Source organism: Massilia sp. CMS3.1 (assembly GCF_051262535.1).
Lineage (GTDB): Bacteria > Pseudomonadota > Gammaproteobacteria > Burkholderiales > Burkholderiaceae_D > Telluria.
The window spans coordinates 33923-52719 of sequence record NZ_JBIMES010000005.1 but is presented as its reverse complement, the minus strand read 5'-3'; the positions used below and the strand labels follow the sequence as shown (position 1 = coordinate 52719).

Here is an 18797-nt window from a genome sequence, read left to right as displayed (position 1 = left end):
CGACAAACAGCAGCTTCGGCTGCTGTTTTCGTATCCGGCACAGGCGTCGATGCGAACTTCGCCTGACTGTTTGGCTGGACCTTGCGTCGAGGTCATCAAAAGGTAACTTGCCTTGCTTACGATAGGCCGTCGCCCACTCTCGCCAACGGCCTGCCATGACCCAATCCCATTCGCGTCGCAAGTTCATCCGCAATTTCTCCCTCGGCACCGTGGCCGTCTCTACCATGCCGCTGACCGCTTGCGGCGGCGACCCGGACCAGCGTGCGGTCAGCTTCGCGCACGGGGTGGCCAGCGGCGATCCGCTCGCCGATCGCGTCATCCTGTGGACGCGCATCACGGCCGCCGGCACGGGTGACCTGGACGTGGCGTGGGAGATCGCGCAGGACAGCCAATTCACGATCACCGCCGCTTCCGGCAGCACCCGCACGGGCGCCGCCAGCGACTTCACGGTGAAAGTGGATGCCACCGGCCTGGCGGCCAACCAAACCTATTACTACCGCTTTGCCTGCCAGGGGATGACCTCGCCGGTCGGCCGCACCAGGACGCTGCCAACCGGCGCCGTCTCGCGCGTGCGCTTTGCCGTGTTCAGCTGTTCGAATTATCCCGCCGGCTACTTCAATGTCTACGGCGATGCGGCGAAATTCGACGACATCGACGTCGGCCTGCACCTGGGCGACTACATTTACGAGTATGCGGCCGGCGGTTATGCATCCCAAAACGCCGCCAGCATGAACCGGGTGTCGCAGCCGGCCACCGAAATCATCACGCTGACCGATTACCGCCTGCGCTATCAGCAATACCGTACCGATCCGGACCTGCAGGCCGTGCATGCGCGCATTCCTTTCATCGCCGTCTGGGACGACCACGAACTGACCAACGACACCTGGAGCGGAGGTGCGGAAAACCACAATCCCGCAACCGAGGGCCTGTGGGCGGGGCGGCGCCAAATGGCGATCCAGGCGTACCACGAATGGATGCCCATCCGCCTGCCGGACGCGGCGCGGCCGGAACGCATCTACCGCTCGTTCGACTTCGGCAACCTGCTGTCGCTGCACATGCTCGACACCCGCGTCATCGGCCGCGACAAACAGCTGGCCTATGCCGCTTATGTGGGAGCCGACCGCAGCTTCGATGGCGCCGCCTTCACGGCCGACGTGTCGAACCCCGCGCGTCAGCTGATGGGTGCGCAGCAGACTGCGTGGCTGCAGGGCCAGATGAGCAAATCGACCGCTACCTGGCAAATCCTGGGGCAGCAGGTATTGATGGCGAGGATGCTGCTGCCGGCGCCGATGGTGCTCGGCACCACAGGCTACATGGCCTACTTCGCCATCGCCGCCAAGGTTCAGGCCGGGGTCCCCTTGAGCGCCGCGGAACAGCAGCAACTGGCCGCAACGCCGGTGCCGTACAACCTCGACGCCTGGGATGGGTACCAGGCCGCGCGTGAAACCGTGCTCGACATGGCGCGCACGCTCGACAAGAACCTGGTGGTCCTGGCAGGCGACACGCACAACGCCTGGGCAAGCGACCTGGCCGACACGAACGGCAAATCGATCGGCGTCGAATTTGGCGTGCCGTCCGTCACCTCGCCGGGATTCGAAGGCTACTTTCCGACCGCCGCGCCGGCCACTGTTGGCGCCGGTATGGAACAGCTGATCGGGCCGCTGCAGTATGCCGAGACAGCATCGCGCGGCTTCGTGGTGTTGACCGTCACGCCAACCGAGACGCGCGCCGAGTACCGCTACGTCAGCACGGTCACGTCGAAAACCTATACTGCCGCCGTCGGCAAGACGCTGCGCACCTTGCCGGGGGCGATGAACAGGAAGATCGTGGCGGCTTAAATGAGCAGGACAACAGGCGAGCGGCGATCCGCATGGCGTATCGGTTGTGATGGACTCAAGTACGATGCTCACACCGTCGAGTGTGCGCTTAAAGTCCAGCAAAGCACGAATACCTCGAGCGCGGTCGAGTACCTGAAACTAAGGGGCGTCGAAGGCAATGTCATATGCCGGGTCCTGTCGAGCAATGGACGACGAATGGAGTGCTGACGCGACCTCTTCATCCAATTAATCTGGCTGCTGCGGCGACTGTGGAAAGTGAGGAATCGCCTGATCAAGGCACACCCATTGCTGCGCGCTGGCGGTATAGATGTCATGCGTTTTTATATGTGCGCTAACGCTCCGCTCTTCGCCGATAGTTGCCTGTCGAGATGGGCCGCTCCCGACCCATAGCAGTCGAGCAGGGACAAGCTTACCGGGACCAGTACCGACAGATCGCCAGCTATGCCTGTGCCTGGACGAAACTGGTTCGCGATAGTCATGCCAATACCCCAGCTGTTTTTTTCCAGGTGCCGAAACATGGTCTTTGCCTGAACCACCCAGCGCGCTCGTCAACGACCATTGGACTGGTCGCTTGTGCGGAACCACAAGCTAACAAGGCAACCACTGGCCAAAAATTTGTCGGAAGATAAACAAAAATAGCGCTTTGCAAGGTTTGAACATGAAGCTTGCGGTAGGCGACCTCTGAGGCTGGCCAGGAATGCTGACGTCTGCTTCCGGCCGGCCGAAAGCGCTCGCTTCTGGCCGATTACAGACCTGCCTCGACTGTATCAACCCAGCCCGCACCAGCATGTCAATTACGGTTTCGCATCCTCAAGCGACTTTCCAGACGCAAGCAAGGCCTTGATCCATGCCGGCTGGCGTCCCCGGCCACTCCATTGCTGTTTGGGATCCGCAGGGTTGCGGTACTTGACCTCGACCTTGCCCGGCTTCGGCGTTTTAGGGACCTTGATGGCGAGAAGCTGTTTGTCAGACAAACCCGCGCTGCGAGCGATGTGAAGGATTTGCTCGCGCGCCTGGCTGATGCTGAGGAAGTGTTGAGTTTTTAACGCGTCGATGACTTGGACTTCCAGAGCGCGAAGCTGCGTGATCGAATATTTGGATAGGTCTTGCATGTTGATCTGGTGTTTTCCGTGAACGAAGTCACCACCCTATCATGACAGCAGGTCCGGTGTAGAAACGTGCAACGAAAAAAGGGGCACTTGCGTGCCCCTCTTTTCATTCATCCATGTTCACAAGGCGCCTCGCGGCGCCCGCTGCATCAGAACTTGTGCCACAGGCGCGCGAAGTAGGCCGCGCCGTTCAGGCCGAACTGCACGCTCTCGTACTTGAAACCGTTGTCGGTTTCGTTCGCATCCTGCGCGGTCGGTTTGACGTTGAAGATGTTGGTGCCGCCCACGGTCAGCCTGGTGCGCTCGCTGAACGACCAGCTGAAGGACAGGTCGGCCGAAGTCTTCGGTTCGTAGTACGCGTTCGGCACCGGTGGGCCGGAGAAGGTGCCGAGCGTCTGCGGGCCGAAGTGGATGATGCGGAAGTCCGAGCCGAATTTGCCTTGCGTGTATTCGAAGCCGAGCGTGGCCTTGCGGCGCGGGCCGCCCTGTTCGATGAACAGGCGCTCGCGCTCGGACAGGAGCACGTCCTCGAAACCTTGCAGCGCGCTTGGGGCATGCACGCCGGTCACTTCGGTCTTGCTGAAGTTCAGCGCGAGGAAGGTGTTCAGGCGCCCGGCAGCCAAGGGCATGCGGTGCGAAGCCGTGATGTCCAGGCCTTCGGTCTGGGTGTCGACCGAGTTCACGAAGAACTGGGCCTGGCCCACGCCCAGGTTCTGCAGCGTCGCGCCGAGCGCCGGGTAGTTCTCGGCGTCGAAGCGGCCCGACAGGACGATGCGGTCGTCGATGTCGATGCGGTACAGGTCGGCGGTCAGCGAGGTCGATGGGGTCGGCGACCAGGTCGCGCCGAAGGTGATGCTCTTCGACTTCTCTTCCTTCAGTGCCGGGATGCCGGCGGCATTTGCCACCGCGCCGCCGTTTGGCGCCAGCACGACGTCGAGCGGCTGGCCGTTGACGAAGTCGGTGAAGGTCGAGGAGAAGTACACTTGCTGCAGCGACGGCGCGCGGAAGCCCGTGCTGGCCGAACCGCGTACGAGAACGCCGCCACCGAGTTTATACGCGGCGGCGATCTTGCCGTCGGTGGTCGCGCCGAAGTCCGAGAAGCGCTCGTGACGCAGCGCGCCCTGCACCTTCAGGCGGTCCGTGAGGTCCGCCTCGAGGTCGATGTAGGCGGCCGTGCTGTGACGATCCCGGTCGGTGGCATCGCCCGGCTGGAAGCCCGGGAAGCCCTGGCTGCCGGCGTTGCCGCCGATGCCCACGCCGTCGGCGTCGATGTACGAACCCGACTCGCCAGGGAAGATCTTGTAGTTCTCGCGGCGGTGCTCGAAGCCGAAGGCCGCGTTCAAGCCCTGGAAGATGCCGCCGTAGAAGCGGCTGAAGTCGGCATTCGACGTCGCCTGGCGGAAAGCGAAGCCGCCCGCGCCGAAGGAAGCCGCGCTGATGCCGCGGCCGCCGCGTTCGAGGTCGAGATTGGCGATCGAGGCGTTCAGGGTGTTGGCGATCGTGTAGTCGAGGCGGTTGTAGCCGTAGGTCTGCGAGAAGTCCGCATTCCACTCGCCGAACTTCTGGCGGTAGCCGAGCGTGGCGTAGCGGTCGTCGACGTCGGCGCCGATGAAGGGCACGAAACCGTTCGGGTACATGGCGGCCGAATTGCGCGACGGGATGTCGTCGGAACCGACGCCGCCGCGCGCGAACGCAGCCGAGGAGGCGTCGCGGCGCTGCACGCCAAGCGTCGTGTACAGGCGGCCCTCGCCGAGCGGGATCTCGCCGTTGATATACACGGTCTGGTTTTCCGAGCGGCTGTCGCCGATGATGCGCGGGTTGCCTTCTTCGGCGCGGTTCGAGCGGTCGCGGAACAGATATTCGCCGGTCACGCCGAAGGTGCCGCCTGCAAGGGCGATGCCGCAATACGCCGAGGCCAGGTAGTTCTCGCCATCGCCTTCGGTGTATTCGCCGAAGCCGGTGACGGCTTCGCAGCCCAGGCTTTTCTTGAGTTCGATGTTCATCACACCGGCGATCGCGTCCGAGCCGTACTGGGCGGCCGCGCCATCGCGCAGCACCTGCACGTTGCGGATCGCCAGCAGCGGGATCGCATTCATGTCGGTGCCGGTGTTGCCGCGGTTGCGCGCGCCGAACAGGTTGACCAGGGCCGTCGTGTGGCGGCGCTTGCCGTTCACCAGCACCAGGGTCTGGTCCGAACCGAGACCGCGCAGCGCGGCCGAATCAACCAGGTCGGCGCCGTCCGCACCGGTCTGGCGGGTCGAATTGAACGAGGGCGAGATATTCGTCAGCGTCTGCGCCAGGTCGAACTGGCTACCCTGTTCGGCCAGGCGCGTCATCGGAATGATGTCGACCGGGACCGGGGTGTCGGTCGAGGAGGCGGCGCCGGTGCGGCGGGTGCCGACCACGTGCACGCTCTGCACGGCGCCGGCCTGGGCTGCGTCGGGGGTTGCGGTCTGGGCCACAGCCCACGGGGCGAGGGCAAGGGCGGCGCTGCCGTACAAGGCCAGCAGCACGGCGCGGCGCAATTGATTCTGTTTGAACACGCAACATCTCCAAAGGTGAAAATTGCATGCTAAACAATATTGACGGACTCAACCAGTCGATGTGTCTGAAACACAACGGTTGCACCGAAATGGAGCTGGTTGCGGCCTTAACCCGGCTGGCGCAGCAGCCGCGCCGCCTCCACCATGTTCGCCAGCGCCGCCCGGGTTTCGGGCCAGGCCCGCGTTTTGAGGCCGCAATCGGGGTTGACCCATAGCTGCCCGGCCGGGATCACGTCGGCCGCCTTGCGCATCAGGCGCAGGATGTCGCCGGCCGATGGCACACGCGGCGAGTGGATGTCGTAGACGCCCGGCCCGATCGCGTTCGGATAGGCGAAGGTGCCGAAGCCGCGCAGCAGTTCCATGTCCGAACGGCTGGTCTCGATGGTGATGACATCGGCGTCGAGCGCGGCGATCTGCGGCAGGATGTCGTTGAACTCGGCGTAGCACATGTGGGTGTGGACCTGGGTGGCATCGCCGACGCCGCAGGCGGCGACCCGGAATGCGTGGGTGGCCCAGTCCAGGTAGCCGGCCCAGGCCGCGCGCCGCAGGGGCAGGCCTTCGCGCAGCGCCGGTTCGTCGATCTGGATGATGCCGATGCCGGCCGCTTCCAGGTCGGCTGCCTCGTCGCGGATCGCCAGGGCGATTTGCAGCGCGGTGAGGGAGCGTGGCTGGTCGTCGCGCACGAACGACCATTGGAGAATCGTCACCGGTCCGGTCAGCATGCCTTTCATCGGGCGCGCGGTCAGGCTTTGGGCATGCGTGCTCCATGCCACGGTCATCGGTGCCGGGCGCGCCACGTCGCCGAACAGCACGGGCGGCTTGACGCAGCGCGAGCCATACGATTGCACCCAGCCGTTGGCGCTGAAGGCGAAGCCGTCGAGCTGTTCGCCGAAATACTCGACCATGTCGTTGCGCTCGGCCTCGCCATGCACCAGGACGTCGAGTCCCAGCGCTTCCTGTTCGCGTACCGCCCCTTCGATCTCGCACCGCATCGCCGCCTCGTAGTCGGGCCGCGCCAGTTCGCCGCGTTTGAAGGCGGCGCGCGCGGCCCGGATCGCCGCCGTCTGCGGGAACGAGCCGATGGTCGTGGTCGGGTAGGGCGGGAGATGGAAGCGTTCTTGCTGCGCCGCCTGGCGTACGGAATAGGGACTTGCGCGGCGGTCGGCACCGACCGCCAGCGCCGCCACGCGCGCGGCCACGGCCGGCCGGCGTACGCGCTCGCTCGTGCGGCGCGCCTCGAGTGCGGCACGGGCCTCGCGCAGTTCGAGATAGACGCTGCCTTCGCCCTCGATCAGCGCGCGGCGCAGCACCTGCAGTTCGCCCAGTTTCTCGCGTGCGCCGGCCAGCCAGGCGCGCAGTTCGGGGTCGATGGCGGGGTCCTCGCGCAGGTTCAAGGGCACATGCAGCAGCGAGCAGGAAGGCGCCAGCCAGAGTTCTCCACGGCGGCGCATGGCCAGCGGCAGCAGGCGCGCCAGCGCCGTGTCGAGGTCGGCGCGCCAGATGTTGCGGCCGTCGACAATGCCGACCGACAGCACCTTGGTCTCCGGCAGCCAGTCGGCGATCGATTGCAGCTCGTGGGGGGCGCGCACCGCGTCGACGTGCAGGCCGGCGACCGGCAGCTTGCAGGCCATGCTCAGGTTTTCTTCGAGCGGCGAAAAATAGGTGGACAGCAGCAAGGGCAGCTGCGCCGTGGCGAGCGTGCGGTAGGCGCGCTCGAAAGCGAGGATCCAGGCGCCCGGCAAATCCAGGCCAAGAATCGGTTCGTCGAGCTGCACCCACTCGGCGCCGGCATCGTTCAATTGCGCCAGCAGCGCGCAGTAGGGCGCCAGCAGGTCGTCGAGCAGGTCGAGTTTGTCGATATCGGCTTCCCGCGTCTTGCCCAGCCAGAGGAAGCTCAAGGGCCCGATCAGCGCCACTTTCACCCGGTGGCCGAGTGCGCGCGCCTGCGCCACTTCGGCCAACAGGCGCCCGGGTGCCAGATTGAAGCGGGTGGCGGCATCGAATTCGGGGACCAGGTAATGGTAGTTGGTGTCGAACCACTTGGTCATTTCGAGTGCCGCCGTGCCACCTGCGGCCGCGCCGCAACACAGGCCCTGCGCATGCTCGTGCGCCACGCCGCGCGCCAGGGTGAAATAGCGCGCCAGCGCCGTTTCGCTGCCGTCGAAACCGAAGCGGGCCGGCTCGCAGCCGAACAGCCCGATATGGTTCGCCACATGGTCGTAGAGGGCGAAGTCGCCGACGGTGACGAAGTCGAGCCCGGCATCCCTTTGCTCAGCCCAGTGGCGTGCACGCAGTTCGGCGCCGACCGCTTCCAGCGCGCCTTCATCGGTCTCGCCGCGCCAATGGCGTTCGAGGGCGAACTTCAGTTCACGTTGCAGGCCGATGCGGGGATAGCCCAGCGTATGAATTTTGATCATGATTTTCGATAGGTGTATGAAGAATGCTATCGATTATCGGCAGAGCTGATGCATAATTCAAACGACAAATTTTTCTGATCATGTGAAAAAAACTAATGGGAACATCGATCCTCGAGCTGCGTCACCTGCGCACCTTGCTCGCCTTGAGGGAGGCCGGCACCATCTCGCGCGCGGCGCAGCTGCTCAACGTGACGCAATCGGCCCTGTCGCACCAAGTGCTGGCGCTGGAACGCCAGTACGACGCTGTTTTATTCGAGCGCAAGTCGGCGCCGGTGGCTTTTACGGCGGCGGGCCAGCGCCTGCTCGACCTGGCGGTCCATGTGCTGCCGCTGGTCGGCTCGGCCGAACGTGACCTGGCGCGCATGGCCAGCACTGCTGCCGGCAAGCTGCGCATCGCGGTCGAGTGCCACACCTGCTTCGACTGGCTGATGCCGTCGATGGACGCACTACGCGAGCGCTGGCCGGAAGTCGAGCAGGATATCGTGTCCGGCTTCCAGGCCGACCCTGTGGGCCTCTTGCACCAGGACCGCGCGGAGCTGGCGATCGTCTCCGAACTGGACGAGACCGAAACCGACATGGTGTTTCATCCGCTGTTCGAATTCGAGATGGTCGCGATTCTGCCGCTGGGCCATCCTTACCTGGCCAAACCGCACCTGGTGGCCGGGGATTTCGCGGGCCAGGCCCTGATCACCTATCCGGTGCCGGACGACATGCTCGACCTGGTGCGTCAGGTGCTGCGCCCGGCCGGCGTGGAGCCGCCGCGCAGGACGACCGAACTGACGGTGGGCATGCTGCAACTGGTGGCCAGCGGGCGCGGTTTCGCGGCCTTGCCGCTATGGGCGGTGAACGGGTATCTGGAGCGCGGCTACGTGGCGCGCCAGCGCATCGGCCCCGATGGTTTGACCGCGCGCCTGTACGCGGTGGTGCCGAAGCGGCTGGCGGGCAATGCTTACCTGGCGGACTTCGTGCAGGTGATGCGCGAGACCTCGTTGCTGGCGCTGCCCGGGATCCGCTTGCTGTAGCGCCGGTCAGTCCAGCCTGATCGCCTTCGCCTTGATGACCTTCCCCCATTTTTCGCGCTCGGTTTTGGCATAAGCAGTCATGTCGTTCGGACTGCCCGGAGTAGCTTCCAGCCCAAGCGCCTCGAAACGCGTTTTGACGGCTTGCGTATCGATCGCCTTGAGCAGGGTGCGGTTCAATGTCTCGACAGTCGCCGCCGGCGTCTTTGCCGGCGCCACCATGCCCTGCCATGCATAGGCTTCAAAGCCGGCCAGTCCCTGCTCGCTCAGTGTCGGGATGGTCTCGAAATGGGCGACCCGCTTCAGGCTGGCGACGCCGATGGCGCGCAGTTTGCCGGCGCGGATGTGCGATCCACCCGCAGCGGTGTCTATGAACATGAACGGAATCTGCCCGCCGATGACGTCCTGTACCGCGGGCGCCGCGCCTTTGTAGGGCGCGTGCAGCAGCTTCAATCCGGACACATCGGAAAACAGCTCGATGGCGAGATGATGCGGGCTGCCGGCGCCCGGGCTGCCGTAAGCCACCGGCTTGTTTTGCGCCTTCGCCCAGGCCATGAATTCCTGCAGGTTTTTTGCCGGTACGTCGGCGTGGACGACCAGGATCATCGGGAAGCGGGCGATGAGGCCGACCGGCACGAAATCCTGCTCGGCGTTGTAACCCGGCTTCGTATACAGGAACTGGTTGGTCGCCAGGGTGGCGGTATCTGCCGTCAGCACGACATGTCCGTCCGCTTTCGCCTTGGCGGCATACGCGGCGCCGATATTGGTGCCCGCGCCCGGCTTGTTGTTGGTGACAATCGGCTGGCCAAGTGTCCTCGTCATTTCCGACGCAATCACTCGCGCCACGACGTCGGAACCGCCGCCTGCCGCGTAGGGGACGACCCATTCGACAGGGCCGGTCGGGAATGCCAGCACCGAGGCCGGTGCGGCGAATGCGATGGCGGCCATGCAGCGCCGGGTGATGGTCGAGAAGATCATGAGGTCTCGATTGGTCTTGGTTGGCAATAATTTAACATGCGCTCATCGACCTGCGCACCGACCGGTACCACACGCCGGAAAACTGGCTGGCAGAATAACTGATATACTCGATTCGTCCCGTCCAACGACCTCCTTATGCGACGAGCATTCGTCATTTTCCTGATCCTGCTGTTTCCCTTGAATGTATTTGCGCTGTCGACGTCTGTATCGTCGGTGCAGCAAGCGGCTATGACGCAATACGGTGGGGTGTCGGCAGGCGATCTCATTGCCGATACCGAAGTCGCGCCCGAGATGCAGTCGATGGGTGATCCCGATGCGGACGAACCGCCTTCCGGTATGGATTTTCATGACACGGTCAATGAGGAAGGTCACTGGCAATCGACCATTCTGCCTGGCCGTTCGCTTGCTTCGCAGCTGCCATCCCGGCGCGGTCTGGCGCCATTCCCACCGGTAAAACCTCCACCCCTGCGTTGATGCGCAGTCCCTGCCGTCGTTGGCATGGACTGTGCCGTGCGCACGCCGCTCACACAGCGCATCTGCTGGCGGCATCCCCTTGATCCCTGATTCCGAGCATGCCGCTCGTCGAGCCGGCGCCGTATGGGGCATCACATTGTAAAAAAATTGAAGAGGTAATACATGGAATGGCTATTCGACCCGACAATATGGGCGGGTCTGCTTACACTTGTCGTCCTGGAAATCGTCCTGGGTATCGACAACCTGATTTTCATCGCGATCCTGGCGGACAAACTGCCGCCCCACCAGCGCGACAAGGCGCGGCTCATTGGTTTGTCGCTGGCAATGGTGATGCGACTGGGCTTAATGACGATCGTGTCTTGGCTGGTGACGCTGACGGAACCCTTGTTTTCGGTTGGAACGCAGAGTTTTTCCGGCCGCGACCTGATCCTGCTTGGCGGCGGCCTGTTCCTGCTGTTCAAGGCAACCACCGAACTGCATGAACGCCTGGAAGGCATTACCCATGCGCACACTGGCCCGAAGGTATATGCGGGTTTTGGCGTCGTCGTGGCGCAGATCGTCGTGCTCGACGCCGTGTTCTCGCTCGACGCCGTCATCACCGCGGTCGGCATGGTCGACGAACTGGGCGTGATGATGGCGGCCGTGATCATTTCCATCGGCGTCATGATCCTGGCCTCGAAGGCGCTCACGCGCTTCGTGAATGCGCATCCGACAGTCGTCGTCCTGTGCCTGAGCTTCCTGCTGATGATCGGCCTGTCCCTGGTGGCCGAGGGTTTGGGCTTCCATATCCCGAAAGGATACCTGTACGCGGCCATCGGTTTCTCGATCCTGATCGAAGCCTTGAACCAGTTCGCGCGCCGCAATTTCCTTAAGAACGAAGCACGCGTACCGCTGCGCGAGCGTACGGCCGACAGGGTGCTGAGTCTGATGGGCAGCCGCAACCGCATGGATCCGGTGAACGAAGCACCCAATGCGCAGGTGGTGGAAGAAGAAACATTCGCCGCTGAGGAACGCAATATGGTCAGTGGAGTCCTGATGCTGGCGGACCGCTCGATCCGCTCGATCATGACGCCGCGCTCGGAAATGTCCTGGGTCAATCTCGAGGACAGTGTCGAAGAGATCGTGCGCCAGTTGCAAGATTCGCCGCACAGCCTGATGCCGGTGTGCCGGGGGCAGCTCGACGAGGTCGTTGGCATCGGCCGCACCAAGGACCTGATGGCTGACCTGCTGCTGCGCGGACGGATCGACGAATGCGGCGAGGGCAGTCCAATGCGCCAGGCGATCATCCTGCCAGATACCGTTGGCGTTCTGAAGGCCATGGATACGCTCAAGCGTTCGCATGGGCAGCTGCTGCTGGTGACGGACGAATACGGCATTGTCCAGGGCCTCTTGAGCCCGGTCGATATCCTCGAGGCGATCGCCGGTGAGTTTCCAGACGAAGACGAACAGCTGGCCATCCAGACGCGCGCTCCGGGCGAATGGGAAGTGGACGGTGCAGCCGACCTGCGCCTGCTTGAACAGGTGCTGGAAACGGATGGCCTGGTCAGTGACGACGCCGACTATACGTCGCTGGCGGGCTTCCTGCTGGCGCGCTTCGGGCGTTTCCCGGAGGTCGGGCAAAGTGTCGAACTGGATGGCTTGCGTTATGAGATCCTGGCCGTCGAAGAGCGGCGCATTCTCAAGGTATCGATCCGCCGGATCGCCATGGTGTCGCCTCACGAGGCACAATCCCACGAGAATGTGAAGGAGAATTGATGAAAGAACTGGCCGGTGGTCCGGCCTTGTCAGAGGTCTTGCAGCAGCTGGCCGACGACGAGGGGCGCGAACGCGTCTCGGTCGGCGACCTGCTGACGGCGCTGTCCGACCGGGCGCTCGGCGCCTTGCTGTTCGTGTTCGCCTGCCCGAACGCGCTGCCGGCCTTGCCCGGCACCTCGGTCATCCTCGGCGCGCCGCTGGTGCTGTTGGCCGCGCAGCTGGCGTTCAACCGGCAGCCCTGGCTCCCCGGCTTCATCGCCAGGCGTTCGATGTCGCGCGCTGACTTCCAAAGGCTGATCGGGCGCATCTGCCCCTGGCTGCAGCGTGCCGAAAGGATGCTGCGTCCGCGCGCGAGCGTCTGGGCACTGCCGCCCATGGAGTACCTGGTGGGCGTGGTCTGCCTGCTGCTGGCGATTGTGGTACTGCTCCCTATCCCGCTGGGAAATATGCTGCCGGCGCTGGCGATCAGCATGCTGGCGCTCGGGATTCTGGAGCGCGACGGCTACTGGATCGTTGGAGGACTCGTCACGGCGGTAGTCGCGGCTGTGGTGGTGTCCGGGGTGCTGTTTGCCGCGCTGCAGGCGACCCTGTTCGTCGTCATGAAATTTTTCGCATGACTGTGTGAATTCGCTGCGGTGACTTTTCGTATCCGCACGGAAATTATTGTCAGTTGACCTCGTTGGGTATACTGTGTTTTTATACAGTATTTTGTGAACTCACAATATCCCAGCGTGCCGATGCCATCACACCCCCCGCCGCCGACCCAGGGCCTGCCCGCTCAGCTGCCAGCTCATCTTCCAGATTATGCCGAGCTGTTCTGCCTGTCGAACTTCTCCTTCCTGCAAGGCGCCTCGCATGCGGAGGAGCTGGTGGAGCGTGCGGTGCGCCTCGGCTATTCGGCGCTGGCGCTGACCGACGAGTGTTCGCTGGCCGGCGTGGTGCGGGCGCACGCCGAAGCGAAGGAAGCGGCGCTGCCCTTCATTGTCGGCGCCCATTTTCACTTGCGGCAAGCGGGCGGCGATCCGGCGCTGTCGCTGATCCTGCTGGCGCAGAACCGCAATGGTTACGGCAACCTGTCCGAATTCATCACGCTGGGACGCACGCGTAGCGAGAAGGGGACCTACTTTCTCACGCCCGACGATATCGCCGATCCGCCCACGCAGCTCGCCCATTTAAAGGGCATGCCCGACTGCCTGGCGATCCTGCTGCCACACTATCCCGGTCACGAAGCACAGGATGTCGACCGCCTGCACGCGCAGGCGACGTGGGTGGCGGCGCAATTTCCAGGGCGCGCCTGGCTTGGCCTGGTGCTGCTGCACCGCGCCTTCGACGAGGCGCACCGGGTCACGGTCGAGGAAGTCGGCTGGCAGCACCGGCTGCCCATTGTCGCCCTCGGCCACGTCGTGATGCATGTCCGCTCGCGCAAACCCCTGCAGGACACGCTCACGGCGACGCGCATGAACAAACCGGTGGCCGAATGCGGCTACGGCCTGGCGCAAAACGCCGAGCAGCACCTGCGCGCGCGCCTGCGCCTGGCGAACATCTACTCGAACGAGGCATTAAACGAGACACTCCGTGTCGCTTCGCTGTGCACCTTCTCGCTCGACGAACTGTGTTACGAATACCCGAACGAAGTGGTGCCAAAGGGACAGACGGCGAGCAGCTTCCTGCGGGCCGAAACCTATATCGGCGCGCACCGGCGTTTTCGGGAAGGGATCCCGGCGAAAGTGCAAGCCCAGATCGAGCATGAACTGAGCCTGATCACCGAGATGAAGTACGAACACTACTTCCTCACCGTCTACGACATCGTGCACTTCGCGCGCTCGAACAACATCCTGTGCCAGGGGCGCGGGTCGGCCGCCAATTCGGCGGTGTGCTACTGCCTCGGCATCACCGAGGTCGATCCGGCGCGCGCGAATTTGCTGTTCGAGCGTTTTATTTCGAAGGAGCGCAACGAGCCGCCCGACATCGACGTCGACTTCGAGCACCAGCGTCGCGAAGAAGTCATCCAGTACATCTACAACAAGTACGGCCGCACCCGCGCCGCGCTGGCGGCGGTCGTCATCAGCTACCGGCCCAAGAGCGCGCTGCGCGACAGCGGCCGCGCGCTCGGCGTCGATCTCGGCATCATCGAAAAGGTCTGCAAGACCCACCGCTGGTTCGACAGCAAGGCCGACCTGCTGAACCGCCTCGCCGAGAGCGGCCTCGATCCGGAAGCACCGCTGTCGCGCCAGTGGGCGACCCTGGCGCAGCAGCTGCTGAACTTCCCGCGCCACCTGTCGCAGCACCCGGGGGGCTTCGTCATCGCCCAGGGCAAGCTGTCGCGCCTGGTGCCGATTGAGAACGCGGCGATGGCCGATCGCAGCGTCATCCAGTGGGACAAGAACGACCTAGAGGAACTCGGCCTGATGAAGGTCGACGTGCTGGCGCTGGGCATGCTGTCGATGCTGCGCCGCGCGCTGGAACTGGTCAGCCTGCGCCACGGCAGCCTGTTCGAGATGCAGGACATCCCGCCCGACGACAAGGCGACTTACGACATGATCTGCGCGGCCGACACCGTGGGGGTGTTCCAGATCGAGTCGCGCGCCCAAATGAGCATGCTGCCGCGAATGAAGCCGCGCGTCTTTTACGACCTCGTGATCGAAGTGGCGGTGGTGCGTCCGGGCCCGATCCAGGGCGGCATGGTCCATCCCTACCTGCGCAGGCGCCAGGGCCTGGAACCGGTGCGCTATCCGAGCGAGGAAATGCGCGCCGCGCTCGGGCGCACGCTGGGCGTGCCGATCTTCCAGGAGCAGGTGATGCAGGTCGCGATCCTCGGCGCCGGTTTTACGCCCGGCGAGGCCGACCAGCTGCGCCGCGCGATGGCGGCCTGGAAGAGAAAGGGGGGACTCGAACACTATTACGACCGCATCGTGCGCGGCATGTTAGAGCGCGGCTACGAGCTCGAATTTGCGGAAGCCATCTTCAGCCAGATCCAGGGCTTCGGCGAATACGGCTTTCCCGAGTCGCATGCGGCCAGCTTTGCACTGCTGGCCTATGCCAGCTCCTGGATGAAGTGCCACGAACCGGCGGCCTTCCTGTGCGCGCTGCTCAACAGCCAGCCCATGGGGTTCTATTCGCCCTCGCAACTGGTGCAGGACGCCCAGCGCCACGGCATCGAAGTGCGGCCGGTCGATATCGCGATCAGCGGCTGGGAATCGACACTGGAAGAATTGGATGATTCCTCGCGCCAGCCGGCGGTGCGCCTCGGTCTCTCGCTCCAGCGCGGCATGAGCCGTGAGGCGGCGGTGCGCATCGAGGACGCGCGTGCGATCCGGCCGTTCGAGAACGTGGCCGACCTGGCGCGGCGGGCAGGGCTCGACCGTGGCGACTTGCAGGTACTGGCCGGCGCCAACGCCTTGCGTTCGCTGGCCGGCCACCGGCGCGAAGCCTTGTGGCAGGCCGTCGGCGGTGTGCCCGACAAGGACCTGCTGCGCCCGACGACGATTGACGAAGAAATGCCGCTTCTCGCGGCGCCCTCGGAAGGCGACGAGATCGTCAGCGACTACCGCGCGCAAGGCCTCACATTGGGACGCCACCCGGTGGCGCTGCTGAGGAAGCAATTGCTGGCGCAGCGCTTCATGCCGGCATCGGTACTGGGCGAATACGCCGACGGCCAGCTCGCGCGCGGCTGCGGCCTGGTCACCGTGCGCCAGCGTCCCGGCACCGCGAATGGCGTACTGTTCCTGACGCTGGAAGACGAGACGGGCAACGTCAACGTGATCGTCTGGCCGGACCTGGTGGAGTACCAGCGGCGCGAAGTGCTGGGCGCGAACCTGCTCGGCGTCTACGGCATCTGGCAGAGCCAGGGGCAGGTGAAACACCTGGTCGCCAAGCGGCTGGTGGACATGTCGCATTTGCTGGGCAGGCTGGCGACGGGGAGCCGGGATTTTTGCTGAGCTTCCAGACAATTACAAGACCCTGGCTTTAGGGGGCCTGAACAACTTCTTTTATCGATTCGGCAGCTGTCAACCGCTTGATGAGTTCAACCAAAGGCATTGGCCGGCAGAACAGAAACCCTTGCATGAATGGTGCCCCATTCTCTTTCAAGAATTGCGCCTGCTCCCCGTTCTCGATGCCTTCAGCGACAACGCGCAGATCCAGATGGCCGGCCATCGACAGGATCGATTGCACGATCGCCATGCCGTTGATGTCATGTGGCATATCCCGCATGAAGCTTTTGTCGATTTTTAATTCGAACAAGGGCATCTTTCTCAAATAAGCCAGATTCGAGTAACCAGTGCCAAAATCGTCAATCGAAAAGCGGATGCCGAATTGCGCCAGCTCAGACATGCGCGCTACAATTTCATCCGAATCATCCATCATCAAACCTTCGGTCACTTCAAAGATCAGCTGCTGCGGCGGTACGCCCGTGTCGAGAACCACCCTGCGGACAACTGCGACGAAATCTGGCTGCCGAAATTGTCGCGGACTCACGTTGATCGACAGGGGCAATGTCACCCCGGCTTGCTCAAGTTCGAGCCACGCCAGGCAGGACTGACGAAGCACCCATGTACCGAGCGACACAATCAGGCCCGTTGCTTCGGCGACCGGGATGAACACGTCGGGGGGCACGAGCGTGCCGTCAGCACGGCGCCAGCGCAGCAGTACTTCCGCGCCGATGGCCTTGCCGTCATGGTCGACCTGCAGTTGAAAATGCAGGGCCAGTTCACCGTTATTCAACGCATTGAGCAAGTCACGCTCGAGCGACAACGTATTCTCTGCGTCCGCAAGCATGATGGTTTCGAAGAGTGCCACGCCGTTGCGACCGCTTCCCTTGGCCTGGTACATGGCTGTGTCAGCCTCCCGCAGGAGATCGTGCACGGTATGATCCGGCCTTGTAGGGATGGCAATGCCGATGCTGCCCGATGAGTGGTACATCTGGCCGTCGATATCGGCCCCCTGCGTGAGCGCGCCGCGGACCCGCTCGGCCGCAGACTGCGCCGCTGCGATCGCAATGCTGCTGTCCCGCCCCAGATTCTCCAGCAAGACGACGAATTCGTCTCCGCCCAATCTTGCTACGGTATCGTGTTCATGCACTGCACGGACCAGGCACGCAGCGATATGCTTGAGCAGCGCATCGCCAGTGGCGTGTCCGCGCGCGTCGTTAACGTGCTTAAAATTATCAAGGTCGATGTATAACACTGCGCCCAGTTCTTTTCCGGCATTGACTCCAGCTACCATGATCTCCAGGCGCTCCATCAGAAGGCGCCGGTTGGGAAGGCCGGTCAGCACATCGAAGAATGCCAGCTGGTGAATGGCGTCGGCCGAGCGGCGGCGCTCGGTAATATCGCGCCCCACCGTCACCCAGTGCGTGATGTTCTTGCCCTTACTGGCGAATGGCACGATATCCATTTCGATCCAGCACGGTTCACCGGACTTGGTATAAAGAACTAGTTCTCCCGACACAGACTCACGTCGTGCCATGGCTTGCGCTATCCTGGCAATGACCACCGGATCCGTATTCGACCCATGTAACATACGCATACTGCGACCGATGACCTCATCGGCGCGGTATCCACTGCAGCGTTCAAAAGTGGAATTCGCAAAAATGATTGGCTGAATGGCGCTTTCCCGTTCGGCTACCTTGGTGATGAGGACCATCTCATTGAGCCCGGCGAGCGCTGCCGAGGTAAGGCGCAATTCGTCGTTGAGCGTATGCAGCGATTCCTGCCTCTCCTCCAACGACGTGGCGAACGTGCGCACGTTTTTCAACGAGCTCGACAAACCTTTGATCAGTGTGTCGCAGGTGAGCGTGATGAACGTGCCGACGCAAGCAAACGTCAGCGCGAAGAGGGCTGCTGCCCAGAACGAGCCGCTTTCAAGATTGTCAACAGGAAGCTGACAATACCCTCCCATGCCGAGGCCGAGCATGCAGCTCGCGCCAAGTGCAAGCAGGATCAAGGCTGGCTGCAGACCCAGCAGTATGACGCCCATGACCGGTACTGCCATCAGATAGCATAGGCCTAATGGACCGATCAGGATCATCGCACCGATGGCAACCACGAACACCATGGCAAGAAAATTCAATACCTGCACGTCATAAGTAGCATTGCTTAGTCGACCGATCACCAGGATCCAGACCAGGGCGACCGTCGCCAGCAACGCCAGTTCAGGGATGCCATGGACAATACCAAAGGCTGCACTCGGTATGGCTACCACCAGCGCCACTACGCGTACGATCGACATCAAGGTCGTAAAACTGCGATTTCGCCACTCGGCGATATCATTCAGGCAATTCATAAGCACTTTCTGGCCACCACCCAAATTTCTTCTGGGAACTTACAAATAGTATGGTGCAATATTTCGTTACATTGCATGACTAGGGCGTATTTATCGCTGATCGTTGTATTCCGGCCTTGCCGACTTATTACGAGCAACAACGGCTGGGGTCAGGTCTGACATCTGGACACGGCCTCTGCCTTCACTCCTCAGCCAGCGTTGAGGTCGTGTCCGATTGTCAGACCGGACCCTAGGACTTGTAATAAAGAAATATTTCTATGGGTCACTATACTGTCATATATCGATGCTATGCTTCCGTCCTGACAGGAGCCTGTCCTCGATAAGTGCCGCCGATGGACATGCCCGCCCGTTGCGCCTTGATGCCGGGGACGTATCAGCGCAC

11 protein-coding genes are annotated in these 18797 nt (G+C 63.0%); 6 read left to right on the top strand and 5 right to left on the bottom strand.

Features of this window, described 5'->3' with window-relative positions:
- Window positions 1-155: 155 nt before the first annotated feature.
- Window positions 156-1838: an alkaline phosphatase D family protein gene (locus ACHAC9_RS09775; RefSeq protein WP_435759570.1), complete on the top strand. Its 1683-nt coding sequence runs from the start codon at window positions 156-158 to the stop codon at window positions 1836-1838.
- Window positions 1839-2632: 794 nt separating this feature from the next.
- On the opposite strand, the gene ACHAC9_RS09770 is transcribed toward ACHAC9_RS09775, so the two are convergent.
- The 3 genes from ACHAC9_RS09770 to metE all read right to left on the bottom strand — a co-directional run bounded on the left by ACHAC9_RS09770 (window position 2633) and on the right by metE (window position 7907).
- The gene (locus ACHAC9_RS09770) at window positions 2633-2950 is read right to left on the bottom strand and encodes an H-NS histone family protein (RefSeq protein ID WP_435759568.1); all 318 of its coding nucleotides are present in this window, start codon (window positions 2948-2950) and stop codon (window positions 2633-2635) included.
- A 146-nt stretch (window positions 2951-3096) separates the two neighbouring features.
- Window positions 3097-5490: a TonB-dependent receptor plug domain-containing protein gene (locus ACHAC9_RS09765; protein ID WP_435759566.1), complete on the bottom strand. Its 2394-nt coding sequence runs from the start codon at window positions 5488-5490 to the stop codon at window positions 3097-3099.
- A 107-nt stretch (window positions 5491-5597) separates the two neighbouring features.
- Window positions 5598-7907, bottom strand: coding sequence for a 5-methyltetrahydropteroyltriglutamate--homocysteine S-methyltransferase (gene metE, locus ACHAC9_RS09760; RefSeq protein ID WP_435759564.1), 2310 nt, complete (start codon window positions 7905-7907; stop codon window positions 5598-5600).
- A 95-nt stretch (window positions 7908-8002) separates the two neighbouring features.
- Between metE and ACHAC9_RS09755 the strand changes: the two genes are divergently transcribed.
- On the top strand, window positions 8003-8929 hold the full coding sequence (locus ACHAC9_RS09755; RefSeq protein ID WP_435759562.1) for a LysR family transcriptional regulator: 927 nt from the start codon (window positions 8003-8005) through the stop codon (window positions 8927-8929).
- 6 nt (window positions 8930-8935) lie between these two features.
- Here the strand turns inward: ACHAC9_RS09755 and ACHAC9_RS09750 are convergent, their stop codons facing one another.
- On the bottom strand, window positions 8936-9904 hold the full coding sequence (locus ACHAC9_RS09750) for a Bug family tripartite tricarboxylate transporter substrate binding protein (protein WP_435759560.1): 969 nt from the start codon (window positions 9902-9904) through the stop codon (window positions 8936-8938).
- Between the two features lie 135 nt (window positions 9905-10039).
- On the opposite strand from ACHAC9_RS09750, the gene ACHAC9_RS09745 reads away from it, so the two are divergent.
- The 4 genes from ACHAC9_RS09745 (at window position 10040) to ACHAC9_RS09730 (ending at window position 16071) form a co-directional block, all read left to right on the top strand.
- Window positions 10040-10378 carry a hypothetical protein gene (locus ACHAC9_RS09745; protein ID WP_435759558.1) on the top strand — a complete coding sequence of 113 codons (339 nt, stop codon included), beginning with the start codon at window positions 10040-10042 and terminating at the stop codon, window positions 10376-10378.
- A gap of 162 nt (window positions 10379-10540) precedes the next feature.
- Window positions 10541-12133 (top strand): TerC family protein, encoded by a 1593-nt coding sequence (locus ACHAC9_RS09740; RefSeq protein ID WP_435759556.1) that lies wholly within the window; start codon window positions 10541-10543, stop codon window positions 12131-12133.
- Window positions 12133-12750, top strand: a complete 618-nt coding sequence (locus ACHAC9_RS09735; protein WP_435759554.1) for an exopolysaccharide biosynthesis protein — start codon at window positions 12133-12135, stop codon at window positions 12748-12750. Before ACHAC9_RS09740 ends, ACHAC9_RS09735 begins: the two co-directional genes overlap by 1 nt.
- 120 nt (window positions 12751-12870) lie before the next feature.
- The gene (locus ACHAC9_RS09730; protein ID WP_435759552.1) at window positions 12871-16071 is read left to right on the top strand and encodes an error-prone DNA polymerase; all 3201 of its coding nucleotides are present in this window, start codon (window positions 12871-12873) and stop codon (window positions 16069-16071) included.
- A gap of 28 nt (window positions 16072-16099) precedes the next feature.
- On the opposite strand, the gene ACHAC9_RS09725 is transcribed toward ACHAC9_RS09730, so the two are convergent.
- Window positions 16100-18415 (bottom strand): putative bifunctional diguanylate cyclase/phosphodiesterase, encoded by a 2316-nt coding sequence (locus tag ACHAC9_RS09725; protein ID WP_435759550.1) that lies wholly within the window; start codon window positions 18413-18415, stop codon window positions 16100-16102.
- Window positions 18416-18797: the final 382 nt, after the last annotated feature.

Coding starts and splice junctions, on each gene's coding strand:
- ACHAC9_RS09775 (WP_435759570.1), top strand. CDS start 156: ATGACCCAATCCCATTCGCGTCGCAAGTTCATCCGCAATTTCTCCCTC.
- ACHAC9_RS09770 (WP_435759568.1), bottom strand. CDS start 2,950: ATGCAAGACCTATCCAAATATTCGATCACGCAGCTTCGCGCTCTGGAA.
- metE (WP_435759564.1), bottom strand. CDS start 7,907: ATGATCAAAATTCATACGCTGGGCTATCCCCGCATCGGCCTGCAACGT.
- ACHAC9_RS09755 (WP_435759562.1), top strand. CDS start 8,003: ATGGGAACATCGATCCTCGAGCTGCGTCACCTGCGCACCTTGCTCGCC.
- ACHAC9_RS09750 (WP_435759560.1), bottom strand. CDS start 9,904: ATGATCTTCTCGACCATCACCCGGCGCTGCATGGCCGCCATCGCATTC.
- ACHAC9_RS09745 (WP_435759558.1), top strand. CDS start 10,040: ATGCGACGAGCATTCGTCATTTTCCTGATCCTGCTGTTTCCCTTGAAT.
- ACHAC9_RS09740 (WP_435759556.1), top strand. CDS start 10,541: ATGGAATGGCTATTCGACCCGACAATATGGGCGGGTCTGCTTACACTT.
- ACHAC9_RS09735 (WP_435759554.1), top strand. CDS start 12,133: ATGAAAGAACTGGCCGGTGGTCCGGCCTTGTCAGAGGTCTTGCAGCAG.
- ACHAC9_RS09730 (WP_435759552.1), top strand. CDS start 12,871: ATGCCATCACACCCCCCGCCGCCGACCCAGGGCCTGCCCGCTCAGCTG.
- ACHAC9_RS09725 (WP_435759550.1), bottom strand. CDS start 18,415: ATGAATTGCCTGAATGATATCGCCGAGTGGCGAAATCGCAGTTTTACG.